We start from the raw sequence: 19,433 nt of genomic DNA, 5'->3' as shown, positions 1-19,433 counted from the left end.
TTCCATGAAAAAAACAAAGACCGTATTGATTCTTGCAGCCGTTACAGGAGCCTTGCTTCTGGGCGGCTGTGGCAGTGAAAAAACAAAAATATATGAACAGGCCGGAAAGGATCTTTCCCAGGGAAGCTACAAGTATGCCCTGGAGGAGTACCAGAGCTCGATCCAGAACGGAGTGAAGCTGGCACAGTCCTATCGCGGGGCAGGTATCGCAAGCCTGCGTCTTGGCAAATATGAGGATGCGGTGAATAGCTTCACGGAAGCTCTGAACTGCGATAAAGTAAGCAAAAGCCTTCGTAAGGATATCCTGTCCTACCGGGCTACTGCAGAGCTGAAGTCTGGAAAATACGAGGATGCCATGGCAGACTGCCAGACACTTGGAGAAGATTTTTCCATGGATGCAGGCAGTTATTTCCTCACCGGAAAGGTTGCCCTTGCCATGGATTCCTACGAAGAAGCCGCATCTAACTTCAAACAGGCCTATGGAGAAGATTCCACCTATGATATGGCGATCGAGATCTATGAGGCATATCTGGATAAGGATATGGAAGCGGACGGAACCAGATATCTGGAAGCTGCTCTTTCTTCTGAGGCCAAGGATGCCCAGGACCACTGTGACAGAGGCCGTGTCTACTATTATATGGAAGACTACAGCAATGCAAAAAAAGAGCTTCTGGAAGCAACCAAGAAGGATAATACGGAAGCATTGCTTCTTCTGGGAATGGTATATCTGGCCCAGGATGATGTGGAAAATGCTCAGGCAATGTACAAGCAGTATATTTCTGCAGTGGGTGATTCCGCCAAGGGCTATAATGGTCTGGCACTGTGCGATATCCGAAGCGGAGATTATGATTCCGCCCTTGATAACATCACAAAAGGCCTTCCGACAGCTACCACAGACGAGATGCAGAGTCTTCTGTTCAATGAGATCGTAGCCTATGAAAAAAAGCTGGATTTTGCTACTGCACTGACCAAGGTCCAGGAATATATTGAGATGTTCCCTGAAGATTCCGCTGCAAAAAAAGAGCGGGCTTTCCTGAAAACCAGAACGTCTTCGGAGGGCTGATATGGAATATTTTGAGGAAATACAGGACAGGGTTATCCTGATCGGTGTCCAGGCAGATCGGGGGGATGACATGGAGGAATCCCTGGATGAGCTTGGAGAACTTGCGGCTACGGCAGGTGCGGCGGTTGCAGGCAGGATCATTCAGAATCGTGAGGCCGTACATCCGGGCACCTATATCGGAAAAGGCAAGATCGAAGAGGTAAAAGGTCTTCTCTATGCCCTGGATGCCAATGGTGTGATCTGTGACGATGAGCTTTCTCCTGCCCAGATGAATAATCTGGAGCGGGAGCTGGAGTGCAAGGTTATGGATCGTACCCTGCTGATCCTTGACATTTTTGCGAAGCGTGCCGTCACAAGTGAAGGCAAGATCCAGGTAGAGCTTGCACAGCTTCGTTACCGGTCTGCACGTCTTGTGGGACTACGTTCTTCTCTTTCGCGACTTGGAGGAGGAATCGGAACCAGAGGCCCTGGTGAGAAAAAGCTGGAGACAGACCGTCGTCTGATCCGGAACAGGATATCCGCACTGAAGCAGGAGCTTTCCCAGGTAGAAAAGCACAGAGAGCTGATCCGTTCCAGAAGAGCTGTGGGAAATCTGAAGACAGCAGCCATTGTTGGCTATACCAATGCAGGAAAGTCAACGCTTCTGAATACACTGACAGGCGCTTCGGTGCTTTCGGAGGATAAGCTGTTTGCCACACTGGATCCGACTACCCGTCTTCTGACACTGGATGACGGACAGCAGCTTCTTCTTACGGATACCGTAGGCTTTATCCGCAAGCTTCCCCACAATTTGGTGGAAGCCTTCAAGAGTACTCTGGAGGAAGCCAAATATGCAGATTATATCATTCATGTGGTAGATGCATCCAATCCTCAGGCGGAGATACAGATGCATATCGTATATGAAACCCTGAAAGAGCTTGGTGCTTTGGGAAAAAAGACGATCACACTTTTTAACAAGCAGGATCGTGTTTCCGGGGAGAGCTTTCGGGATCTCCGAGCAGACCATACGCTAAAGATTTCCGCACGGACAGGAGAGGGGCTTGAGGAATTTAAGCAGCTTCTTTCTGAGATACTGGCAGAAGGACAGATTTATATGGAACGGCTTTTTCCTTATTCGGAGGCCGGTCAGATCCAGCTGATCCGTGAGTATGGACAGCTTCTTTCGGAAGAGTATACCGAAGGAGGGATTGCTGTAAAAGCAAGAGTTCCGCGGGAAATCTATCCGAAAGTCACATAATGTTAAAATATCTACTCAGTACCATATATAGTACCGTGAACAAAACGGGCACTATATATGGTGCTTTTTATGTTGACGCAAAGAGGCGTGTCTGATACAATAAGCCTACAGCGCTTTGAACACAGATCGTGAAACGGAGTGTGTTCGTAAGCAGGCAAGTGAGGCGGAATGGAATATCCGCTTATAAATAAATGCATGAGGGAGGCATTTTCTTATGTTTCAGGTAGTAAAAAGAGACGGTGAATTAGACGAATTTAAAATGGGGAAGATCACCGCGGCAATTGATAAGGCATTTGATGCCAAAGGTAAGAATTACAGTTCGGATATGATCGATCTTCTGGGACTTCGTGTTACAGCGGATTTTCAGAATAAGATCGAGAACAACCGGATTTCTGTTGAGGATATCCAGGACAGTGTGGAGAACGTACTGATCCAGGCCGGATATTCTGATGTTGCCAAGGCGTATATCCTTTATCGTAAGCAGCGTGAGAAGATCCGCAATATGAAATCCACCATCCTTGACTATAAAGAGATCGTAAACAGCTATGTAAAGGTTGAGGACTGGCGTGTAAAGGAGAACTCAACGGTTACTTATTCTGTAGGAGGTCTGATCCTAAGCAACTCCGGAGCAGTTACCGCAAACTACTGGCTGTCTGAGATCTACGACAACGAGATCGCAGATGCACACAGAAATGCAGATATCCATATCCATGATCTGTCCATGCTGACCGGTTACTGTGCAGGCTGGTCCCTGAAGCAGCTGATCCGAGAGGGACTTGGTGGTATTGAGGGTAAGATCACTTCTGCACCTGCAAAGCATTTAAGTGTACTCTGCAACCAGATGGTGAATTTCCTGGGTATCATGCAGAACGAGTGGGCGGGCGCACAGGCATTTTCATCCTTTGATACTTATCTGGCACCTTTTGTAAAGGCAGACAACCTTTCCTATCCGGAGGTTAAGAAATGTATTGAGTCCTTTGTATATGGCGTAAATACTCCAAGCCGCTGGGGCACTCAGGCACCATTTTCCAACATTACACTGGACTGGACCGTTCCGGACGACCTTGCAGAGCTTCCGGCTATCGTAGGCGGCAAGGACATGGATTTCAAATATAAGGACTGTAAGAAAGAAATGGATATGGTCAACAAGGCATTTATCGAGACCATGATCGAGGGAGATGCCAACGGACGTGGATTCCAGTATCCGATCCCGACCTACTCCATCACAAAGGAATTCGACTGGTCTGATACCGAGAACAACCGTCTTCTCTTTGAGATGACTTCCAAGTACGGTACTCCGTATTTTTCCAATTATATCAACAGTGATATGAAGCCAAGCGACATCCGCAGCATGTGCTGCCGCCTCCGTCTGGATCTCCGTGAGCTCCGCAAAAAGAGTGGTGGATTCTTTGGCTCCGGTGAGAGCACAGGCTCTGTAGGCGTTGTTACCATCAATATGCCGCGTATCGCATATCTTTCCAGAACGCCGAAGGAATTTTATCAGCGCCTGGACCACATGATGGATATCTCCGCAAGATCTCTTCATATCAAGAGAGATGTGATCAGCAGGCTTCTGGATGAGGGACTGTATCCGTACACGAAGAGATATCTTGGAAGCTTTGACAATCATTTTTCCACCATCGGTCTTGTGGGAATGAACGAAGCGGGCTTAAATGCCTGCTGGCTGAAAAAAGACATGACAGATCCGGAAACCCAGAAGTTTACAAAAGAGGTTCTGGAGCATATGAGAAGCCGTCTTTCAGACTATCAGGAGCAGTATCCGGGAGAGCTTTTCAACCTGGAGGCAACACCGGCAGAGTCCACTGCATACCGTCTTGCCAAACACGACAGAAGCCGTTATGCGGATATCAAAACAGCAGGAAAAGAGGGCGACACTCCGTATTACACAAACAGTTCTCATCTGCCGGTTGATTACACTGCGGATATTTTTGATGCACTGGATATTCAAGACGATCTGCAGACTCTGTATACTTCAGGAACCGTATTCCATGCATTCCTTGGGGAGAAGCTTCCGGACTGGAAGGCAGCGGCAGCGTTGGTACGTAAGATCGCAGAGAATTATCGCCTGCCCTATTACACCATCTCACCGACCTATTCCGTATGTCAGGAGCATGGCTACATTAGCGGCGAGCACTTTACCTGCCCGAAATGTGGAAAGAAGGCTGAGGTTTACAGCCGTATCACAGGATATTACCGCCCTGTACAGAACTGGAATGATGGTAAGACCCAGGAGTACAAGAATCGTACCCTCTATGATATTACCCATTCCCAGCTGAAAAAGGTCCACACCAGTGTGATGACCATGAAGGGTGACGAGGTGGAGATCCAGCCTGTGGAATCTCATAAATATCTTTTTACGACCAGCACCTGTCCAAACTGCCGTATGGCAAAGAAAATGCTGGAAGGCGAAGAACTGGAGATCATCGATGCTGAGCAGAATCCCGAGCTTGTCAAGCAGTATGGGATCCGTCAGGCGCCTACACTTGTGATCACTGACGGGGCACAGGTTAAGAAGTATGTGAATGCTTCTAACATTCAGAAGTATGTGGATGAAGAGTTGGATTGAGCTCTTCGGGGCAATTGTAAATTGTAATTAAAATGGCTGGACGCATGTCTGTTTGGATGTGCGTCTGGTCTTTTTTATATAATTTTTTATTTTTTGTCTTTTTGTTTTTATATTTTTGGGGGGGATTTTCGTTTTTGTGGAAAGGTGGTTGACATTTCATGTCGGGATGGTATACTTATGCATGGGTTTAATGATTGAAAGTGTTACACTTTAATGTACGAATATATGTATATCGCTGTGATACCGCGTGGGGGGATCCGGGAATTGTTTCCCGGCGGAAATTTGCGAGGGGGAAAGCACTCAAAGTTGCGAAGCCCGTTTTTCCCCCTCGCGCTCCCCCTTTCCGGGCACGCTTTTTTGAGCGTACGTTGTGGTGTGTGATATGTTTTGTATAGGGCGATGGATTCGACGGTATCGGGAATTCAAGGCTGAGCCAATGGATGAGGGCGGACGAGAAAGCGGCCCGCATAGCGGGCCTGTTCCCTGATATGAGATTTATATTCTGTGATATTTAACTGAATCAAGTAAGTCCCCTGCAGAGTTGCGAAAAGCAATAAGCAGTGGGTGAGGACTTGCATGTATCAGGAGAAGTGCAGGCTCTTTCTGATAAACTCCGGAGCAGTTATTCAGTTATGAGCAAGTAGCGAAGCGGATTGCGAATATCCGCTTGAGCTGAATCAAGAAAGCATATCAGTTACTTATATCGGCACAACCTACAATATCCAATACCGTAGAATCCATCGCCCCGTCAGAAAAGTAACGCATTCCACAACACAGAACAGCGGCGTGGCCGGGAGGGGAGGAGCGCGAGGAGGGGACGATGGCCTTCGCAACTATGAATGCTTCCCCTCCTCGCACCTGCCGCATGCGAAATGCTCCCCCTGGAAAGGAAAAGCACAGCCGCATGCGAAATGCTCCCCCTGGAAAGGAAAAACCGCATGCGAAATGCCCATCCTGGAAAGGGAATCCACAGCCGCATGCGAAATGCTCCTCCCGGAAAGGGATTCACTTCCAATTAATTTCATGCTAGAATAAAAAAAGAATAATAAGAAAAACAATAACAAGAAAAAATAATCAGGAAAAGAGGAAATCACATCATGGTAAAACAGAATATCGTCTTCGTAGAAAACACTCCGGGAAGTCTTCAGAAAGTCACAAAGATCCTTGCTGAGAATCAGATCGACATCTACGGCTTCGGCTGTTTCGATGCACCGGAGTTCGCAAACTTCCGTATGGTATGTGATGATCCGGAAAAAGCAGACCAGATCATGGCAGAAAACGGATATATGACCCGTATTACTCAGGCTATCCTGGTAGATCTTCAGGATGAGATCGGCGGTCTTGACAAGCTTCTCAGCGTCATGGGCGACAGCAACGTAAACCTTCATTACATTTACACCTTTTTCCACAGAGGTTTGAAAGTCCCGGTAGCGATCATGCACTGTGAGGATCTCCTTGTTGCAGAGAGCGTTCTTCGTAACAATGGATTCAAGGTTCTGGATCGTCTGGTAGATCCGGATGGAGTTGAAGAAGCGTAAGGACATATTCCGGAAAAAATGACAAACAGGAATGACGTATTCACGTATTGAAGTTTTGACAGGGCAATGCTACAATAAAAGAGCGTGTCAGGAAACAGGAAAAACGTTTTCGGGCACGCTCTTATTTACATGTACAACGAGCTGTGGCGAGATTCTGATGAGTGCTGTACAGATCGGAGAAGTAGGCACAGCTGCGTTTATAACGGAATGTACATACAATGGAGGAAATCGATGAAAAGAGAAAGTTTCAGAAAAGGTATGAAGGATGGAGTTCCCATCGCTCTTGGATATTTTGCGGTATCCTTTACCTTTGGCATGATGGCTGTTGCCGGCGGCTTGCGTATCTGGCAGGCAGTTCTGATCTCCCTGACCAACCTGACATCGGCCGGTCAGTTTGCGGGACTGGACATTATTTTTGCGGGAGGCTCCATGTGGGAGATGGCAATGACTCAGCTGATCATCAACCTGAGATACTGCCTGATGTCATTTTCCCTGTCCCAGAAATTCCGGCGTGAGGAGTCCGGTATCCTGAAATACATCGCTGCTTTTGGTATCACCGATGAAATTTTCGGGATCAGTGCGGCCCAGGAGGGAAAGGTCAGCGTATTTTATAATTACGGAGCCATGTGCGTGGCAATTCCCGGATGGACTCTTGGAACTCTGGCAGGAGGAATCTCCGGAAGCCTTTTGCCGGATTTTATGCTTAGTGCGTTGAGCGTTGCCATTTACGGAATGTTCCTGGCCATCATCATCCCGCCGTCCAAAAAGAGCAGACCGGTTCTTGGGGTTGTTGTGGCATCCATGGCAGTCAGCACTGTTTTTGCGGTGACACCGGTGTTAAAACAGGTATCATCCGGATTTATGATCATTATCACAACACTTCTGGTAGCAGGCCTGGCGGCTTATTTCTGCCCGCTGGAAGAGAAAGGGGAAGCCGTTCATGAGTCATAATGTATATCTCTATATCCTGGTGATGGCAATTGTCACCTATCTCATCCGTATGCTGCCCCTTGCTCTTGCAAAAAACGAGATCAGAAGCCCGTTTATCAAGTCCTTTCTGTATTATGTGCCATATGCCTGTCTGGCAGCCATGACCTTCCCGGCCATCCTGAAGGCCACAGACAGCATCATCTCCGGTGCAGCAGGTTTCCTGGTAGCACTTATTGCTGCATATAAGGAAAAAAGCCTGATCACAGTAGCCCTGCTGGCATGTGCGGCGGTGTTTATCGTGGAGAGGGTTCTGGTATTTATTTGAAGAGGGGATATGTGGAAATATAATACGCAGGAGGGAGTTTCGAAAAGCTCCCTCCATTTTCATTTATTCACCTAAAAATCCAAGATCGATCTCTCCGTCAAACACCGTAGTTGCAGGTCCTGTCATATATACAAGGTTTTCATCTCTTTCCCAGGAGATGTTTAAGTCTCCGCCAAGAAGCTGTACAGTAACCGGTTTGCTGCCGTCAACCTTGTCATTGAGGATGGAAGCTACCGTAACTGCGCAGGCGCCTGTGCCGCAGGCAAGAGTTTCTCCGGAGCCACGTTCCCATACACGCATCTTTACGGTGTGGCGGTCGATCACCTGAACAAACTCAGTGTTGACTCTGTCCGGGAAGCATACGTGATTTTCAAAGGACGGGCCGATCTTTTCCAGGTCAAGGCTGTTCACATCGTCTACGTAGATGATGGCATGAGGATTACCCATGGAAACTGCGGTCATGTGATATTCTTTTCCGTCGACGGTGATGGGAGCGTCGATCACCTGCTCGGTTTCGGCAACCACCGGGATCTCTTTTGCAGTGAGGAGCGGGGAGCCCATGTTGACTTTTACCATGGAGGCCTTGCCGTCGCGGATGGTAAGATCCACATATTTGATACCGCTTCTTGTGGCGATGCTTAAAGAAGTTTTGTCCACAATGCCGTGGTCGTAGACATATTTGGCAACGCAGCGGATACCGTTTCCGCACATGGCACCCTGAGAGCCGTCCAGATTGTACATATCCATCTCGCAGTCTGCAATCTCAGACGGGCGGATCAGGATCAGACCATCGGAACCAATGCCAAAATGACGGTCGCTGACAAATTTTGCCACTGCGGCCGGATCCTTAACAGTCTCCTCAAAACAGTTTACATATACATAATCGTTTCCAATGCCGTGCATTTTCGTGAATTTCATAATAGTAGCCTCCTCTTGTTTCTGAATATTATACTTGTTTTTTCTGTTGGAGCACAAGCCCCCATGGAAAAAACACGCAGGTTTTTTCCATTTGTTGCCTTTAATAGTATAGTATATTGGACAATTGTTATCGAAAAGTGAATTTTCCCTGTGGAATTCCGGTAAATTAGAAGTGGATTTTCGGATTTATGGGTTTTATATGCTTGCATTTTGTCAAAAACATGGTATCATAAAACAAAGTAATATGCATGGAGATGTATAATTATGCTGTACATTACGGATTGTGCTGTTACTGTTCACTGGTAATATTCCGCGAGGTGTTTTTTGTGACCACAGGTCACAGAAAACCCGAGAATCTCGGCGCGAAATCATGCAAAAGCATGATTTCTGTGCATCGCGGAGCGTGTTGCTGGTCACGAAGTGAACAGTAACATTGGACTGACAGAAGCAGAGAGACAGTTAACGTAAAGTACATAGAATTCAGGAGGAAGAAAAAATGAAGAGAAAATTTATGGCACTTGCACTTGCAGCAGCTATGACAGTTTCTATGACATCCGCTGTTTTTGCAGCAGATGAGATCAAGAGCGCAGATGATCTGGAGGGTAAGAAGATCGGTGTTCAGCTTGGAACAACCGGTGATGCAGACGCTACAGAGGTTAAAGACGCAACAGTAGAGAGATACAACAAAGGTAATGACGCTGTTATGGCTCTGAAACAGGGTAAGATTGACTGCGTAGTGATCGACAGCGAGCCTGCCAAGAAATTTGTTGAGAAAAACGATGATCTTGAGATCGTTGAGGATATTTTTGATAAAGAGGAGTATGCAATCTGTCTTTCCAAAGATAATGCAGACCTTACCAAAGAGTTCAACGAAGCGCTGAAGGAGCTGAAGGATGACGGAACTCTGGATTCCATCAGAGATAACTACATCGGTGATGATGCAGGTAAGACACCGTATGAGACTCCTAAGGATGCAGATCACTCCAAGGGAACTCTTACCATGGCAACAAACGCAACCTTCCAGCCATACGAATACTATGACGGAGATAAGATCGTAGGTATTGATGTTGATATCGCTCAGGCTGTCTGCGACAAGCTTGGATATGAGCTGAAGGTCGAGGATATGGAGTTTGATGCGATCGTAAATTCTGTTAAATCCGGAAAAGCTGATTTCGGTGCTGCAGGAATGACAGTAACAGAGGATCGTAAAAAGAGCGTTGATTTCACTGATCCGTACACAACTGCAGAGCAGGTTGTTATTGTAAAGAAATAATTTTGCACAGAGAAATCAGAGGATTCTGAACGGATAAGCTGAGAAACAGATATTCGTTGCAGGGTTCAGTAGCGAATGATCAGGTTCCGGATATCCGGGTATGTTTTCCGGATTTCGGAACCTGTAGTTTTGGAAAGGGTGGAAATTTTGAGTCTTATTGAACAGTTTCAGTTTAACTTTCTGGACGACAATCGCTGGCAGTTCATTTTGTCCGGTCTGAAAAATACCATCATCATTACTTTTTTTGCTGTACTTCTTGGTATTTTTCTGGGATTTGTCATTGCTATTGTCCGTTCTACACATGATAAGACAGGTAAGCTTAAGATCCTTAATGTGATCTGTCGTGTTTATCTGACTGTGATCCGTGGCACCCCAACGATGGTACAGCTGCTGATCGTATTTTATGTTATTTTTGCAACCATAGATCCGGGTAAGATAGTTGTTGCCATTATCGCCTTTGGTATGAACTCTGCTGCATACGTGGCTGAGATCGTCCGTTCCGGTATCATGTCTATTGATCAGGGACAGTTTGAGGCAGGACGGAGCCTGGGTCTTAACTATACACAGACTATGATCAAGATCATTCTTCCGCAGGCGGTCAAGAACATCCTGCCGGCCCTTGGAAACGAGCTGATCGTACTTTTGAAGGAGACATCCATCAGTGGTTATATCGGACTTATGGATCTGACCCGTGGCGGAGACATTATCCGAAGCCAGACCTACAGTGCACTGTTCCCGCTGCTGGTAGTAGCTGCGATCTATCTTGTGATCGTTTGTTTTCTTACCTATCTGGTAGGAAGACTTGAAAGGAGGCTGAGAACCAATGAGCGTAAGTAATGAAGTGCTTCTGGATGTACAGGGACTTGAAAAGGCCTATGGCGGCAATCAGGTTCTCAACGGGATCACCACACAGATCCGCAGAGGTGAAGTAGTAGCCATTATCGGACCATCCGGCTGTGGTAAATCTACATTCCTCCGTTCCTTGAATCTCCTTGAGGAGCCGACCGGGGGGAAAATCCTCTTTGAGGGAACCGACATCACAGATTCCAAGGTGGATATCAACCGTCATCGTCAGAAGATCGGAATGGTATTCCAGCAGTTTAATCTTTTTCCACATAAGACAGTAAAAGAGAACATTATGCTCGCACCTGTGACTCTGAATCTTATGAGTAAGGAAGAGGCTGAAAAAACGGCACTGGAGCTTCTGGAGCGAGTAGGTCTTCCGGATAAGGCAGATTCCTATCCGGACATGCTTTCCGGCGGTCAGAAGCAGCGTATCGCCATTGCAAGATCTCTTGCCATGAACCCGGACGTGATGCTGTTTGATGAGCCTACATCTGCTCTTGATCCGGAGATGGTAGGAGAGGTCCTGGAACTGATGCAGGAGCTTGCAAGATCCGGCATGACCATGGTTGTGGTAACTCATGAGATGGGCTTTGCCCGCGAGGTGGCAACCAGAGTCCTCTTCATTGATGAAGGAAAGATCCAGGAAGAAAACTCTCCTAAGGAATTCTTTGCAAATCCAAAGAATAAGAGACTTCGAGAGTTTCTTTCAAAGACATTATAATGACATTATAAATATAAGAATATTAAAAACGGATGCTTGATCCTCCTGTGGAAATGCTGCAGGAGATAAAGCATCCGTTTTTTATAGTTACAGAATAGTGACGTAGTTATTTCACCGGCTGGTTCAGATCACTGTAGGTTACATCCTCAAAGGGGAGAGAGATGCGTTCTCTTCTAGCAGAGGAAAGGTAGATTCCTTTTACCATTTCCAGGGTTTTTCTGCCTTCCAGTCCGTCGATGGCAACGGGAAGATCCTCACGGACGGAACGATAGAAGTCACGGATCTGCAGGTGATGGCTGCTTCCCCAGTAATCAGGGCCCACATTTGTGGTCTCATAAGTGTTTCGGATCTCAGCATAGGTGCCGTCCAGCTCGTAATATCCCATGTCCTGCTTAAGACCCAGGCGTCCTTTTTCTCCGATCAGTTCAATATTGATCGGGGAATCGGCTCCGTAAATGTTGCATGCATATAGATTATAAAGACAGCCGTTTTTGAACATGATAGCAGCGTCTGCGGCATCCTCTACCTTTACAAAATGGTGGACATAATTATGGATACTTCCGTCGATCCATTCCACATCGGAATCCAGCATATATCGAACACGATCAATGCTGTGGATCGCCTGGTCGATGAGAACACCGCCGCCCTCTTTGTCCCATGTTCCCTTCCAGTTACTTCCGCTGTAATAGTCGAGCGGACGGTTCCAGGTCAGATAGGAACGTGCGGTAAGGATTTTTCCGAAATCACCCCGCTGGATCATTTCGCGGAGCTTTTCCACACTTTTTGTGTAACGTGTCTGGAAGATAACGCCCAGCTTTACATGAGTTTCTTCGGCGGTACGGATCATTCTGTCTGCATCCTGAAGACAGGTGGCAATGGGCTTTTCGGTAAGGACGTTAATGCCGGCTTTCATGGCTTTGATGGCCATGACCGGGTGCAGGAAATGCGGCAGACAGAGATGTACCACATCAATATCCTTATCCAGGATCTCATCAAAGTCCGTAGTCCAGGAACAGTTAAATTCCTCTGCAAAGGCTTTGGCAAGAGCTGGATCTTTGTCAACGGCATATACTAATTCTACTTCATCGCTGAGACGATGGAATGCATCCGCATAAGAGACGGAAATACGGCCGCAGCCTACAATAGCAGCTTTCAGTTTTTTCATGGCTTCCTCCTTATATCATCCGATAAAAAAATTCGTCGGATCCTGATTTGTAAAAGAATAGTGGATATCAAAAAAGTATTTCATGGCTCCGTTCAGGAACGAATCACTCTGGAGCTGGGAGTAACGGACAGTCACGTTATCTACCATCCTGCGGAACCCGGTTTTTTTCAGGTCTTCCCGTACTTCATTGAGAAAATATTCGCCAAGATCCGGAATCTTTCCGCCAAGAACGATCAGAGATGGATTTACGGTACTGATCAGATTACTCAGGGCGATGGACAGCTCCCATGCCATCTCCTTTACCATAGCAAGAGCGGTTGGATCGCGGAAGGTGGCAGCCTTTCCCAGATCTGAGAAGGTGATTTCTGAAAGTGCGCTTAAGGATGGAATCTGTCCGAATTCCGGGATCCTGTTTTTCAGAGACTGCTCCGAGATCATAACTTCCAGACATCCGTGATTTCCGCAGATACATTCCGGACCGTGAGGATCAATGGAATAATGGCCGAACTGGGTAAAGGAACCGCTGGCAGTTCCGAGCATACTCCCTTCTGTGAAAAGGGTGGCACCGATGCCGCGGCCGAAATTGAGAAAAGCAAAATTTTTCTCTTTTATATTACCATAGACCTTTTCTGCGTAGGAATAGCAGGCGGTATCATTGAGAAGATCAACCGGGTATCCCGGGAATGCAGTCTTCAGAGATTTAATGATCTGAGTGCTTTCCATGGAAGGCAGATTCAGGGTCGTGGAATATACTTCATTGCTGGAGGCGTCGATCATGGCGGACATTACTATGCAGATGCCAAGGATACGGTCAGGAGCACAGTGTTCCAGAATGGATTCCCGGAAACAGGAGCCGGAGCATGCGACATGATTTTCATCTTCGGAAAGCTTCCGTGATTCATGAAAGACGGAAGTACCGGCAATGTCCACAAGATAAGCTTCGACAGCATTTTCATGCCAGTTCATGACAACAACGTAGTAGCTGTTCATCCGGACCTGAAGGCAGTTCGGCTTACGTCCGATGCTGTCGGATTCTCCGATACCGCTGTCCACAATGAATCCCCGTTCGATCAGTTCATCTACAAGAGTAGATACGGTTGTTTTGCTGAGCTTCGTCTGCTTGGCAAGGTGTGCTCTGGATATTCCGGGACTGGAATAGATGGAAGTATAGAGCCGTTTCATATTCGTGTTCTTAATAACCTGCTGATTAACAAGTTTCATAGTTTCTTTTCATCTCCAATCCTTTAAAAATAAACGGTACCGAAAAATATTAGTAAAGTCTCCGCACTAAATATATCCTATCATAGATACAGAAAATAATCAATATGTGGCTGTACAAAGAAAATATTGACTATCATAGAAGAAAAAATGTAAAAATACGACAATTCTAAAATGAAGAGCAATATAACACAGGCATTTTTTGGGAAGACTGGTAAAAAAATGGAGATAAATAGTACAGTGACAGGAATAATTGATTACAAATGCGCAAAATGCACAAAAAAATACTTGAAATATTGTTTATTATACAAGAAATGCACATTGAAAGACGAAAAAACGGGAAAGAATGTTGACAGATACGGCAAAGGATGCTATCCTAAATCCAAGCTAAGAGCAGCAAAAAAGAGAGCTTGTAGCAAGAAACACAGATATTTTTGCAAAAAGCTTTTATTTTTTGGAATATTAGTTAGGCCACTGGACAAATAAAGAGAGGTAGAGAGATGAGAATAGGCGTGATTGGATGCGGCGGAATGGGAACGACTCATTACTTATCCCTGAAAGTCTTATCAGAAAAAGAGGATGATGTTGAGGTAGTTGCCCTGTCTGACTGCAGAAAAGAATTTCTGGACAAAGCGGCATCATATTTTCCGGAAGCTGCCACATATGAATACGGAATGGAACTGATCGAAAAGGAGCAGCTGGATATTGTACATATCTGTCTTCCAAGCTATCTGCATGCAGAACATGCAGTGAAGGCACTGGAAAAAGGGATGAATGTACTGGTGGAAAAACCGGTATGTCTGACCGAAGAGGATTGCCAGATGCTTCTTGAAGCAGAAAAAAGATCCGGGAAGAAGGTTATGGTAGGACAGGTAGTACGTTCCTTTGAGGAATATAAATATCTGAAGGAAGCTTACGACACAGAAAAATTCGGAAAGCTGAAATCCATTACTATGGAGCGTATCAGCGGAGATGTGAAATGGGGATTTGAGGATTGGTTCCATAATGAAGAAAAGAGTGGTTCCGTTGTGCTGGATCTTCACGTGCATGATCTTGATTTTCTGCGTTATATGCTGGGTGAGCCGGACAGCTTCCAGGTAAAAGCCAGCAGATTTGAAAGTGGCATGATCAATCATATCATCACGGAGTATGAATTCGGAGATGTTTTTGCTACAGCAGAGGGTATTTGGGATGAGTCATCGGCAATGAAGTTCCATGCAGCGTTCCGTGCACATTTTGAGGATGCTACGATAGAATTTAACGGTGCTCAGTCACCGAGCCTGACAGTATATAAGAAAGACGGAACTGTGGAGACGCCAGAGCTCAAAGCTGAATATGAAGGCGAGAGTGATGTGGCGGGAATCAATGTCTCCAATCTGGGACCATATTATACAGAGATCAAATATTTCCAGGAATGCGTCAGAGAAGATAAACCTGTAGAGGTTGCTCCTTTGATCGAAGGAGTAAGATCCGTACAGCTTGGGATTAAAGAGTGGAATGCGGCAAAAGAGTATGTAAACACACACGAAAACAAATAATGAAATTTTCACTGAAAGGCAGTGAGAAAAATAAAAAAAGCTATTCAAAAGGAGGATATGCAAATGAAAAAAAGAGTGATTTCTATTCTGTTATCAGCAGCAATGATCTCATCAATGGTAGTTGCAGGAGGGGTAACTGCACATGCTGAAGAAAATGTAACACTGAATGTATTTGATGCACATGCTTATGGTCTGGAAGAATATGACGAGATGGTAAAAGCCTTCGAGAAATCACATCCGGGTGTGACTGTTGATGTACAGCATGCAGCCAACGATTACGACACACTGCTTCAGTCCAGAGTAAACTCCGGTGATACACCAGACGTATTTGATGCTGAGGCCGGAACAAAAGCGAAAATGTACTATGATTATGCTTACGACTGGAGCAATGATACAGAAGTTCTGGACAAGTTCAATGAGGACGCTGTAAACCTTGGAAAAGATGACGAGGGAAATGTAAAATCTCTTCCATGGACCTATGAGAACATGGGCCTGATCTACAACAAGGACTGCTTTGAGAAAGCTGGTATCGACAAGCTTCCGACAAACATGGATGAGCTGGAAGAGGCATGCAAGAAGCTGAAGGATGCAGGCATCACTCCGTTTGCACTTGCTGCAAAGGAAACATGGGTATTAGGACAGGTTGCAACACATTTCATGATCGACAAAGACAAAACAGCTGCTGAGACAGTAGATGCGATCAAATCCGGTGAGACAGCATTTGCAGATATGCCTAACTGGGAGAACCTTTACAAGTTCCTTGATCTTGCTGTAGAGTATGGTCCGGACAAGCCGCTTGAGGTTGACTGGGAGACATCAGAGAATATGCTTGCAAACGGCGATGCAGCTATGATCCATATGGGTGACTGGTGCCAGTCTACACTGGATTCCTTTAATCCGGATGCAAATCTTGCATTTCTTCCATTCCCGGTAGGCGCCGGTGAAGATGATGCAACTGTATTATCCTCCTGTAACTGGACTTATATTGTAAATAAAGATTCCAAGAATCTGGATCTTGCAAAAGAGTATTGTGAGTTTATCCTTACATCCGAAGAAGGCCAGAAATGGATGGCAGAAGGTGTAGGAGCTGTTCCTGGTGCAAAGTCTGATATGGAAGTGACCGGCGCTCTTGCAAATGATGCCAAGACCTATATCGACGCTGGAAAGACAAACGGCTGGATCCACACGATTGCTCCTGGCAGCTACGCAGATGAGTGTGGTCCGTATCTCCAGTCTTACATGCTTGGAGACATGAGCGCAGATGAAGTAACACAGCTCTTCCAGGATTTCTGGACATCAGCAGAGTAACAAGGAACTCCAGGAGCCGAAGAGAAACAGATTTGTTGATTTTGGGCTGACGGAATGTAACTGACAAAAGAGGGAGACTGGCAGCAGCTTTGCCTGTTTCCCAAATATAAACCAAAGAAAAAATGAATTTCTGGAGGGGATAGGATTGAAAAACAAAAAAACAAAGGATCTGGCAATTTTTGCATTGTTTGTCTTTCCGGCAGTCGTTTTTGTACTGTTTGCCACAGATATTCCATTTGTAATGAATCTGTACTATTCGGTATTTAATTGGAATGGAATCGGCAAGAACATGGAATTTGTAGGACTTGCCAACTATGTGAAGATCTTTACTGCTGACCCGCTTTTCTGGAAAGGTGTCAGATTTACTCTTAAATTTGCAGTATTTTATGTTGTTATCGTAAACATTGTTTCTCTCACAGTCGCTGTCGTAATGGCACGTGAGAACAAAGTGAACAGTCTTGGTCGTGCTTTTTATTATATTCCTTATATCATCAGTCTGACAGCGATCAGTCTGATCTGGAAATTTATCCTGGGACCTGGCTTTGAGGCTCTTTACAGTGTTACAGGATGGGAATTCTTTAACTGGAGCTGGCTTGGAACACCGAAGCTTGCTTTTTATGTAGTTGTTGTCATGGCAGTATGGCAGAATCTTGGTTTTTACATGGTCAATTATATCGCAGGAATCATTGCAGTTCCGGGAGAGCTTCTGGAAGCGGCAAGAATCGACGGAGCAACCTCTTTCCAGGTATTCCGCAAGATCACAATTCCGATGATCATGCCTGCGATCTCGATCTGTATGCTGACATCAATGACATTTGCGTTTAAGTTATTCGATATTATCATGGTATTTACAAAGGGCGGACCTGCGAATTCAACTGTTTCCGTTGCGTATAATATTTATAAGGAAGCTTTTGTTAACAGCAAATATGGTCTTGCTACTGCCAAATCTCTTGTATTTGTAGTATTTGTTCTGATCATTACAGCAATTCAGATGAAGATTACCAAGAGTAAGGAGGTTGAGGCATAATGAAGAAGAAACCAAAGAACCTGCGGCAGGTGAATGCACTGACGATCATTATTTTTGTATGTGCGATCTTCTGGCTGATGCCGCTGGTATTGATCTTTATAAACTCATTTAAACCCTATAATGATATGCTGCAGGACTTTCTGGCTCTGCCCAAGTCATGGAGCCTGAAGATGTATATGGAGACCTGGACGAAATTCGGTTTCCCGTCTCTGATCTTTAATACATTGCTTTATACATTCTGCACTGTCATCCTGGTAGTGCTTATGGCGCCGATGGCAGCCTATAAGCTCGCAAGAACAAAAAGCAGACTTAGCAAAATATGCTTTGTTCTGATCATCATGCCGATGATGGTTCCGTTCCAGTCTTACATGATCACCTTGACAAGACTGGTTTCCAACGTGAAACTGACTGGAACAAGAACCGGATATATTCTGGTAAGTGTGGGCTTATGTATGCCTCTGGCAGTATACATGATCCATGGATTTGTAAAAAATGTTCCTATCGATCTGGAAGAGTGTGCATGTATTGACGGCGCAGGTAAGATCCGCACCTATTTCAGCATTGTACTTCCGCTTCTGAAACCGATCCTCACGACGGTCGTTGTTTTGGATGCACTGGCAACCTGGAATGATATCATCACCAACCAGCTGATCGTTGGCGGAAACACAGTGGCAATGAATATCCAGAATGCACTGTACATGCAGTTTTCCGCACAGACAGCAGACTGGGAGCATGCACTTCCCGGAATCGTAATGTCCATGATACCGAGTCTTATCTTCTTTGTTGTGATGCAGAAGCATATTGTAGGTGGTATTACTGCCGGTGCGGTAAAAGGCTGATCTTGGTGGTATAAGTAGTATAATATGAGATAATACTGGAAGGAGAACAGAACCTATGAAAGTTGGAGTTTTGATCGAATTTACAAGCAATACAGATATTGATGCAAAATTTGCGGAGCTGAAGGAAATGGGTGTGGATAGCTGCCAGCTGGTATGTTGGGATCGTCCAACACTTCAGGACGATGCTATGGCAGAGGCTATTAATAAAGGTCTGGAGAAATACGGGATCCACGCAACCGCATTCTGGTGCGGATGGGAAGGCCGCAGAGTATGGGATTTCTATGAAGGACAGCTGACACTTGGCCTGATTCCGTCTGATTACAGAGTTGAGAGACTGAAGATGCTTATGGAAGGTTCTGACTTTGCGAAAAAGATCCATGTGACAGACCTGGCAACACACGTTGGCTATATGCCGGAAAATCCATACGACCCGAAATACGAGGAAGTATTGGTTGCATGTAAGGCTATTGTGGAAAAATGTAAGGAAAATGGTCAGAACTTCCTGTTTGAAACAGGACAGGAGACTCCTGTAACATTAAAGCGTGCGATCCAGGATATTGAGAAAGCTGTCGGAAAAGGAAATGTGGGAATTAACCTTGATCCTGCAAACCTGATCATGTACGGAAAGGCAAATCCGGTAGATGCTCTGGAGGTTTTCGGTGAGTATGTCATGGGAATTCACGGAAAAGATGGAAAATATCCAACAGATGGACATCATCTGGGTGATGAGGTTCCCCTTGGCCAGGGTAAAGTAAATTATTCTGCATTTATTGCAAAGCTGAAAGAGATCGGTTATCAGGGAGATATTACCATTGAGCGTGAGATCTCCGGTGAGGAACAGAAAAAAGATATCCGTATGGCCAAGGAGCTTCTGGATAAACTGATCGCAGAATAAGAGCT

18 protein-coding genes are annotated in these 19,433 nt (G+C 45.6%); 15 read left to right on the top strand and 3 right to left on the bottom strand.

The features are described from left to right. Positions 1-4: 4 nt before the first annotated feature. The 6 genes from NE638_RS04340 to NE638_RS04315 all read left to right on the top strand — a co-directional run bounded on the left by NE638_RS04340 (position 5) and on the right by NE638_RS04315 (position 7,680). On the top strand, positions 5-1,063 hold the full coding sequence (locus NE638_RS04340; RefSeq protein WP_022426860.1) for a tetratricopeptide repeat protein: 1,059 nt from the start codon (positions 5-7) through the stop codon (positions 1,061-1,063). Position 1,064: 1 nt separating this feature from the next. Next, on the top strand, positions 1,065-2,300 hold the full coding sequence (hflX, locus tag NE638_RS04335; RefSeq protein ID WP_118608153.1) for a GTPase HflX: 1,236 nt from the start codon (positions 1,065-1,067) through the stop codon (positions 2,298-2,300). Positions 2,301-2,514: 214 nt separating this feature from the next. Further along, on the top strand, positions 2,515-4,887 hold the full coding sequence (locus NE638_RS04330) for a ribonucleoside triphosphate reductase (RefSeq protein WP_173745812.1): 2,373 nt from the start codon (positions 2,515-2,517) through the stop codon (positions 4,885-4,887). A gap of 1,097 nt (positions 4,888-5,984) precedes the next feature. Next, on the top strand, positions 5,985-6,425 hold the full coding sequence (locus NE638_RS04325) for a hypothetical protein (protein WP_021651595.1): 441 nt from the start codon (positions 5,985-5,987) through the stop codon (positions 6,423-6,425). 231 nt (positions 6,426-6,656) lie between these two features. Then, positions 6,657-7,376, top strand: a complete 720-nt coding sequence (locus NE638_RS04320) for an AzlC family ABC transporter permease (RefSeq protein ID WP_015526136.1) — start codon at positions 6,657-6,659, stop codon at positions 7,374-7,376. Next, positions 7,366-7,680 (top strand): AzlD domain-containing protein, encoded by a 315-nt coding sequence (locus NE638_RS04315; protein WP_015526135.1) that lies wholly within the window; start codon positions 7,366-7,368, stop codon positions 7,678-7,680. Before NE638_RS04320 ends, NE638_RS04315 begins: the two co-directional genes overlap by 11 nt. A gap of 63 nt (positions 7,681-7,743) precedes the next feature. Here NE638_RS04315 and dapF read toward each other — a convergent pair whose 3' ends face one another. Next, complete coding sequence (gene dapF, locus NE638_RS04310) at positions 7,744-8,598, bottom strand: diaminopimelate epimerase (RefSeq protein ID WP_173745811.1); 855 nt, start codon at positions 8,596-8,598, stop codon at positions 7,744-7,746. A 496-nt stretch (positions 8,599-9,094) separates the two neighbouring features. Between dapF and NE638_RS04305 the strand changes: the two genes are divergently transcribed. The 3 genes from NE638_RS04305 (at position 9,095) to NE638_RS04295 (ending at position 11,438) form a co-directional block, all read left to right on the top strand. Further along, positions 9,095-9,871, top strand: a complete 777-nt coding sequence (locus NE638_RS04305) for a transporter substrate-binding domain-containing protein (RefSeq protein WP_015526132.1) — start codon at positions 9,095-9,097, stop codon at positions 9,869-9,871. Between the two features lie 144 nt (positions 9,872-10,015). Then, positions 10,016-10,708 carry an amino acid ABC transporter permease gene (locus tag NE638_RS04300; RefSeq protein ID WP_059086976.1) on the top strand — a complete coding sequence of 231 codons (693 nt, stop codon included), beginning with the start codon at positions 10,016-10,018 and terminating at the stop codon, positions 10,706-10,708. Next, on the top strand, positions 10,695-11,438 hold the full coding sequence (locus NE638_RS04295; RefSeq protein WP_021651603.1) for an amino acid ABC transporter ATP-binding protein: 744 nt from the start codon (positions 10,695-10,697) through the stop codon (positions 11,436-11,438). The genes NE638_RS04300 and NE638_RS04295 overlap by 14 nt, the downstream gene beginning before the upstream one ends. A gap of 106 nt (positions 11,439-11,544) precedes the next feature. Here the strand turns inward: NE638_RS04295 and NE638_RS04290 are convergent, their stop codons facing one another. Together NE638_RS04290 and NE638_RS04285 are read right to left on the bottom strand one after the other, a co-directional pair. Further along, positions 11,545-12,603, bottom strand: coding sequence for a Gfo/Idh/MocA family protein (locus NE638_RS04290; protein ID WP_147603293.1), 1,059 nt, complete (start codon positions 12,601-12,603; stop codon positions 11,545-11,547). Positions 12,604-12,618: 15 nt separating this feature from the next. Beyond that, a complete protein-coding gene (locus NE638_RS04285; RefSeq protein WP_173745810.1) occupies positions 12,619-13,824 on the bottom strand; it encodes an ROK family transcriptional regulator in 1,206 nt (401 codons plus the stop codon). Between the two features lie 171 nt (positions 13,825-13,995). Between NE638_RS04285 and NE638_RS04280 the strand changes: the two genes are divergently transcribed. The 6 genes from NE638_RS04280 (at position 13,996) to NE638_RS04255 (ending at position 19,428) form a co-directional block, all read left to right on the top strand. Beyond that, a complete protein-coding gene (locus NE638_RS04280; protein ID WP_173745809.1) occupies positions 13,996-14,307 on the top strand; it encodes a hypothetical protein in 312 nt (103 codons plus the stop codon). A 14-nt stretch (positions 14,308-14,321) separates the two neighbouring features. Beyond that, positions 14,322-15,359, top strand: a complete 1,038-nt coding sequence (locus NE638_RS04275) for a Gfo/Idh/MocA family protein (protein ID WP_022426869.1) — start codon at positions 14,322-14,324, stop codon at positions 15,357-15,359. 63 nt (positions 15,360-15,422) lie between these two features. Continuing rightward, complete coding sequence (locus tag NE638_RS04270; RefSeq protein WP_022426870.1) at positions 15,423-16,667, top strand: ABC transporter substrate-binding protein; 1,245 nt, start codon at positions 15,423-15,425, stop codon at positions 16,665-16,667. A 145-nt stretch (positions 16,668-16,812) separates the two neighbouring features. Beyond that, positions 16,813-17,694, top strand: coding sequence for a carbohydrate ABC transporter permease (locus tag NE638_RS04265; protein WP_022426871.1), 882 nt, complete (start codon positions 16,813-16,815; stop codon positions 17,692-17,694). Beyond that, the gene (locus tag NE638_RS04260) at positions 17,694-18,533 is read left to right on the top strand and encodes a carbohydrate ABC transporter permease (protein ID WP_022426872.1); all 840 of its coding nucleotides are present in this window, start codon (positions 17,694-17,696) and stop codon (positions 18,531-18,533) included. The genes NE638_RS04265 and NE638_RS04260 overlap by 1 nt, the downstream gene beginning before the upstream one ends. 55 nt (positions 18,534-18,588) lie before the next feature. Continuing rightward, positions 18,589-19,428, top strand: a complete 840-nt coding sequence (locus tag NE638_RS04255) for a sugar phosphate isomerase/epimerase family protein (RefSeq protein ID WP_022426873.1) — start codon at positions 18,589-18,591, stop codon at positions 19,426-19,428. Positions 19,429-19,433: the final 5 nt, after the last annotated feature.

The sequence above is a fragment of the Blautia sp. MSK.18.38 genome (assembly GCF_024460535.1).
GTDB lineage: Bacteria > Bacillota > Clostridia > Lachnospirales > Lachnospiraceae > Blautia_A > Blautia_A fusiformis.
Note: the sequence above shows the minus strand (reverse complement) of the source record. Positions and strands in the feature narration are given on the sequence as shown.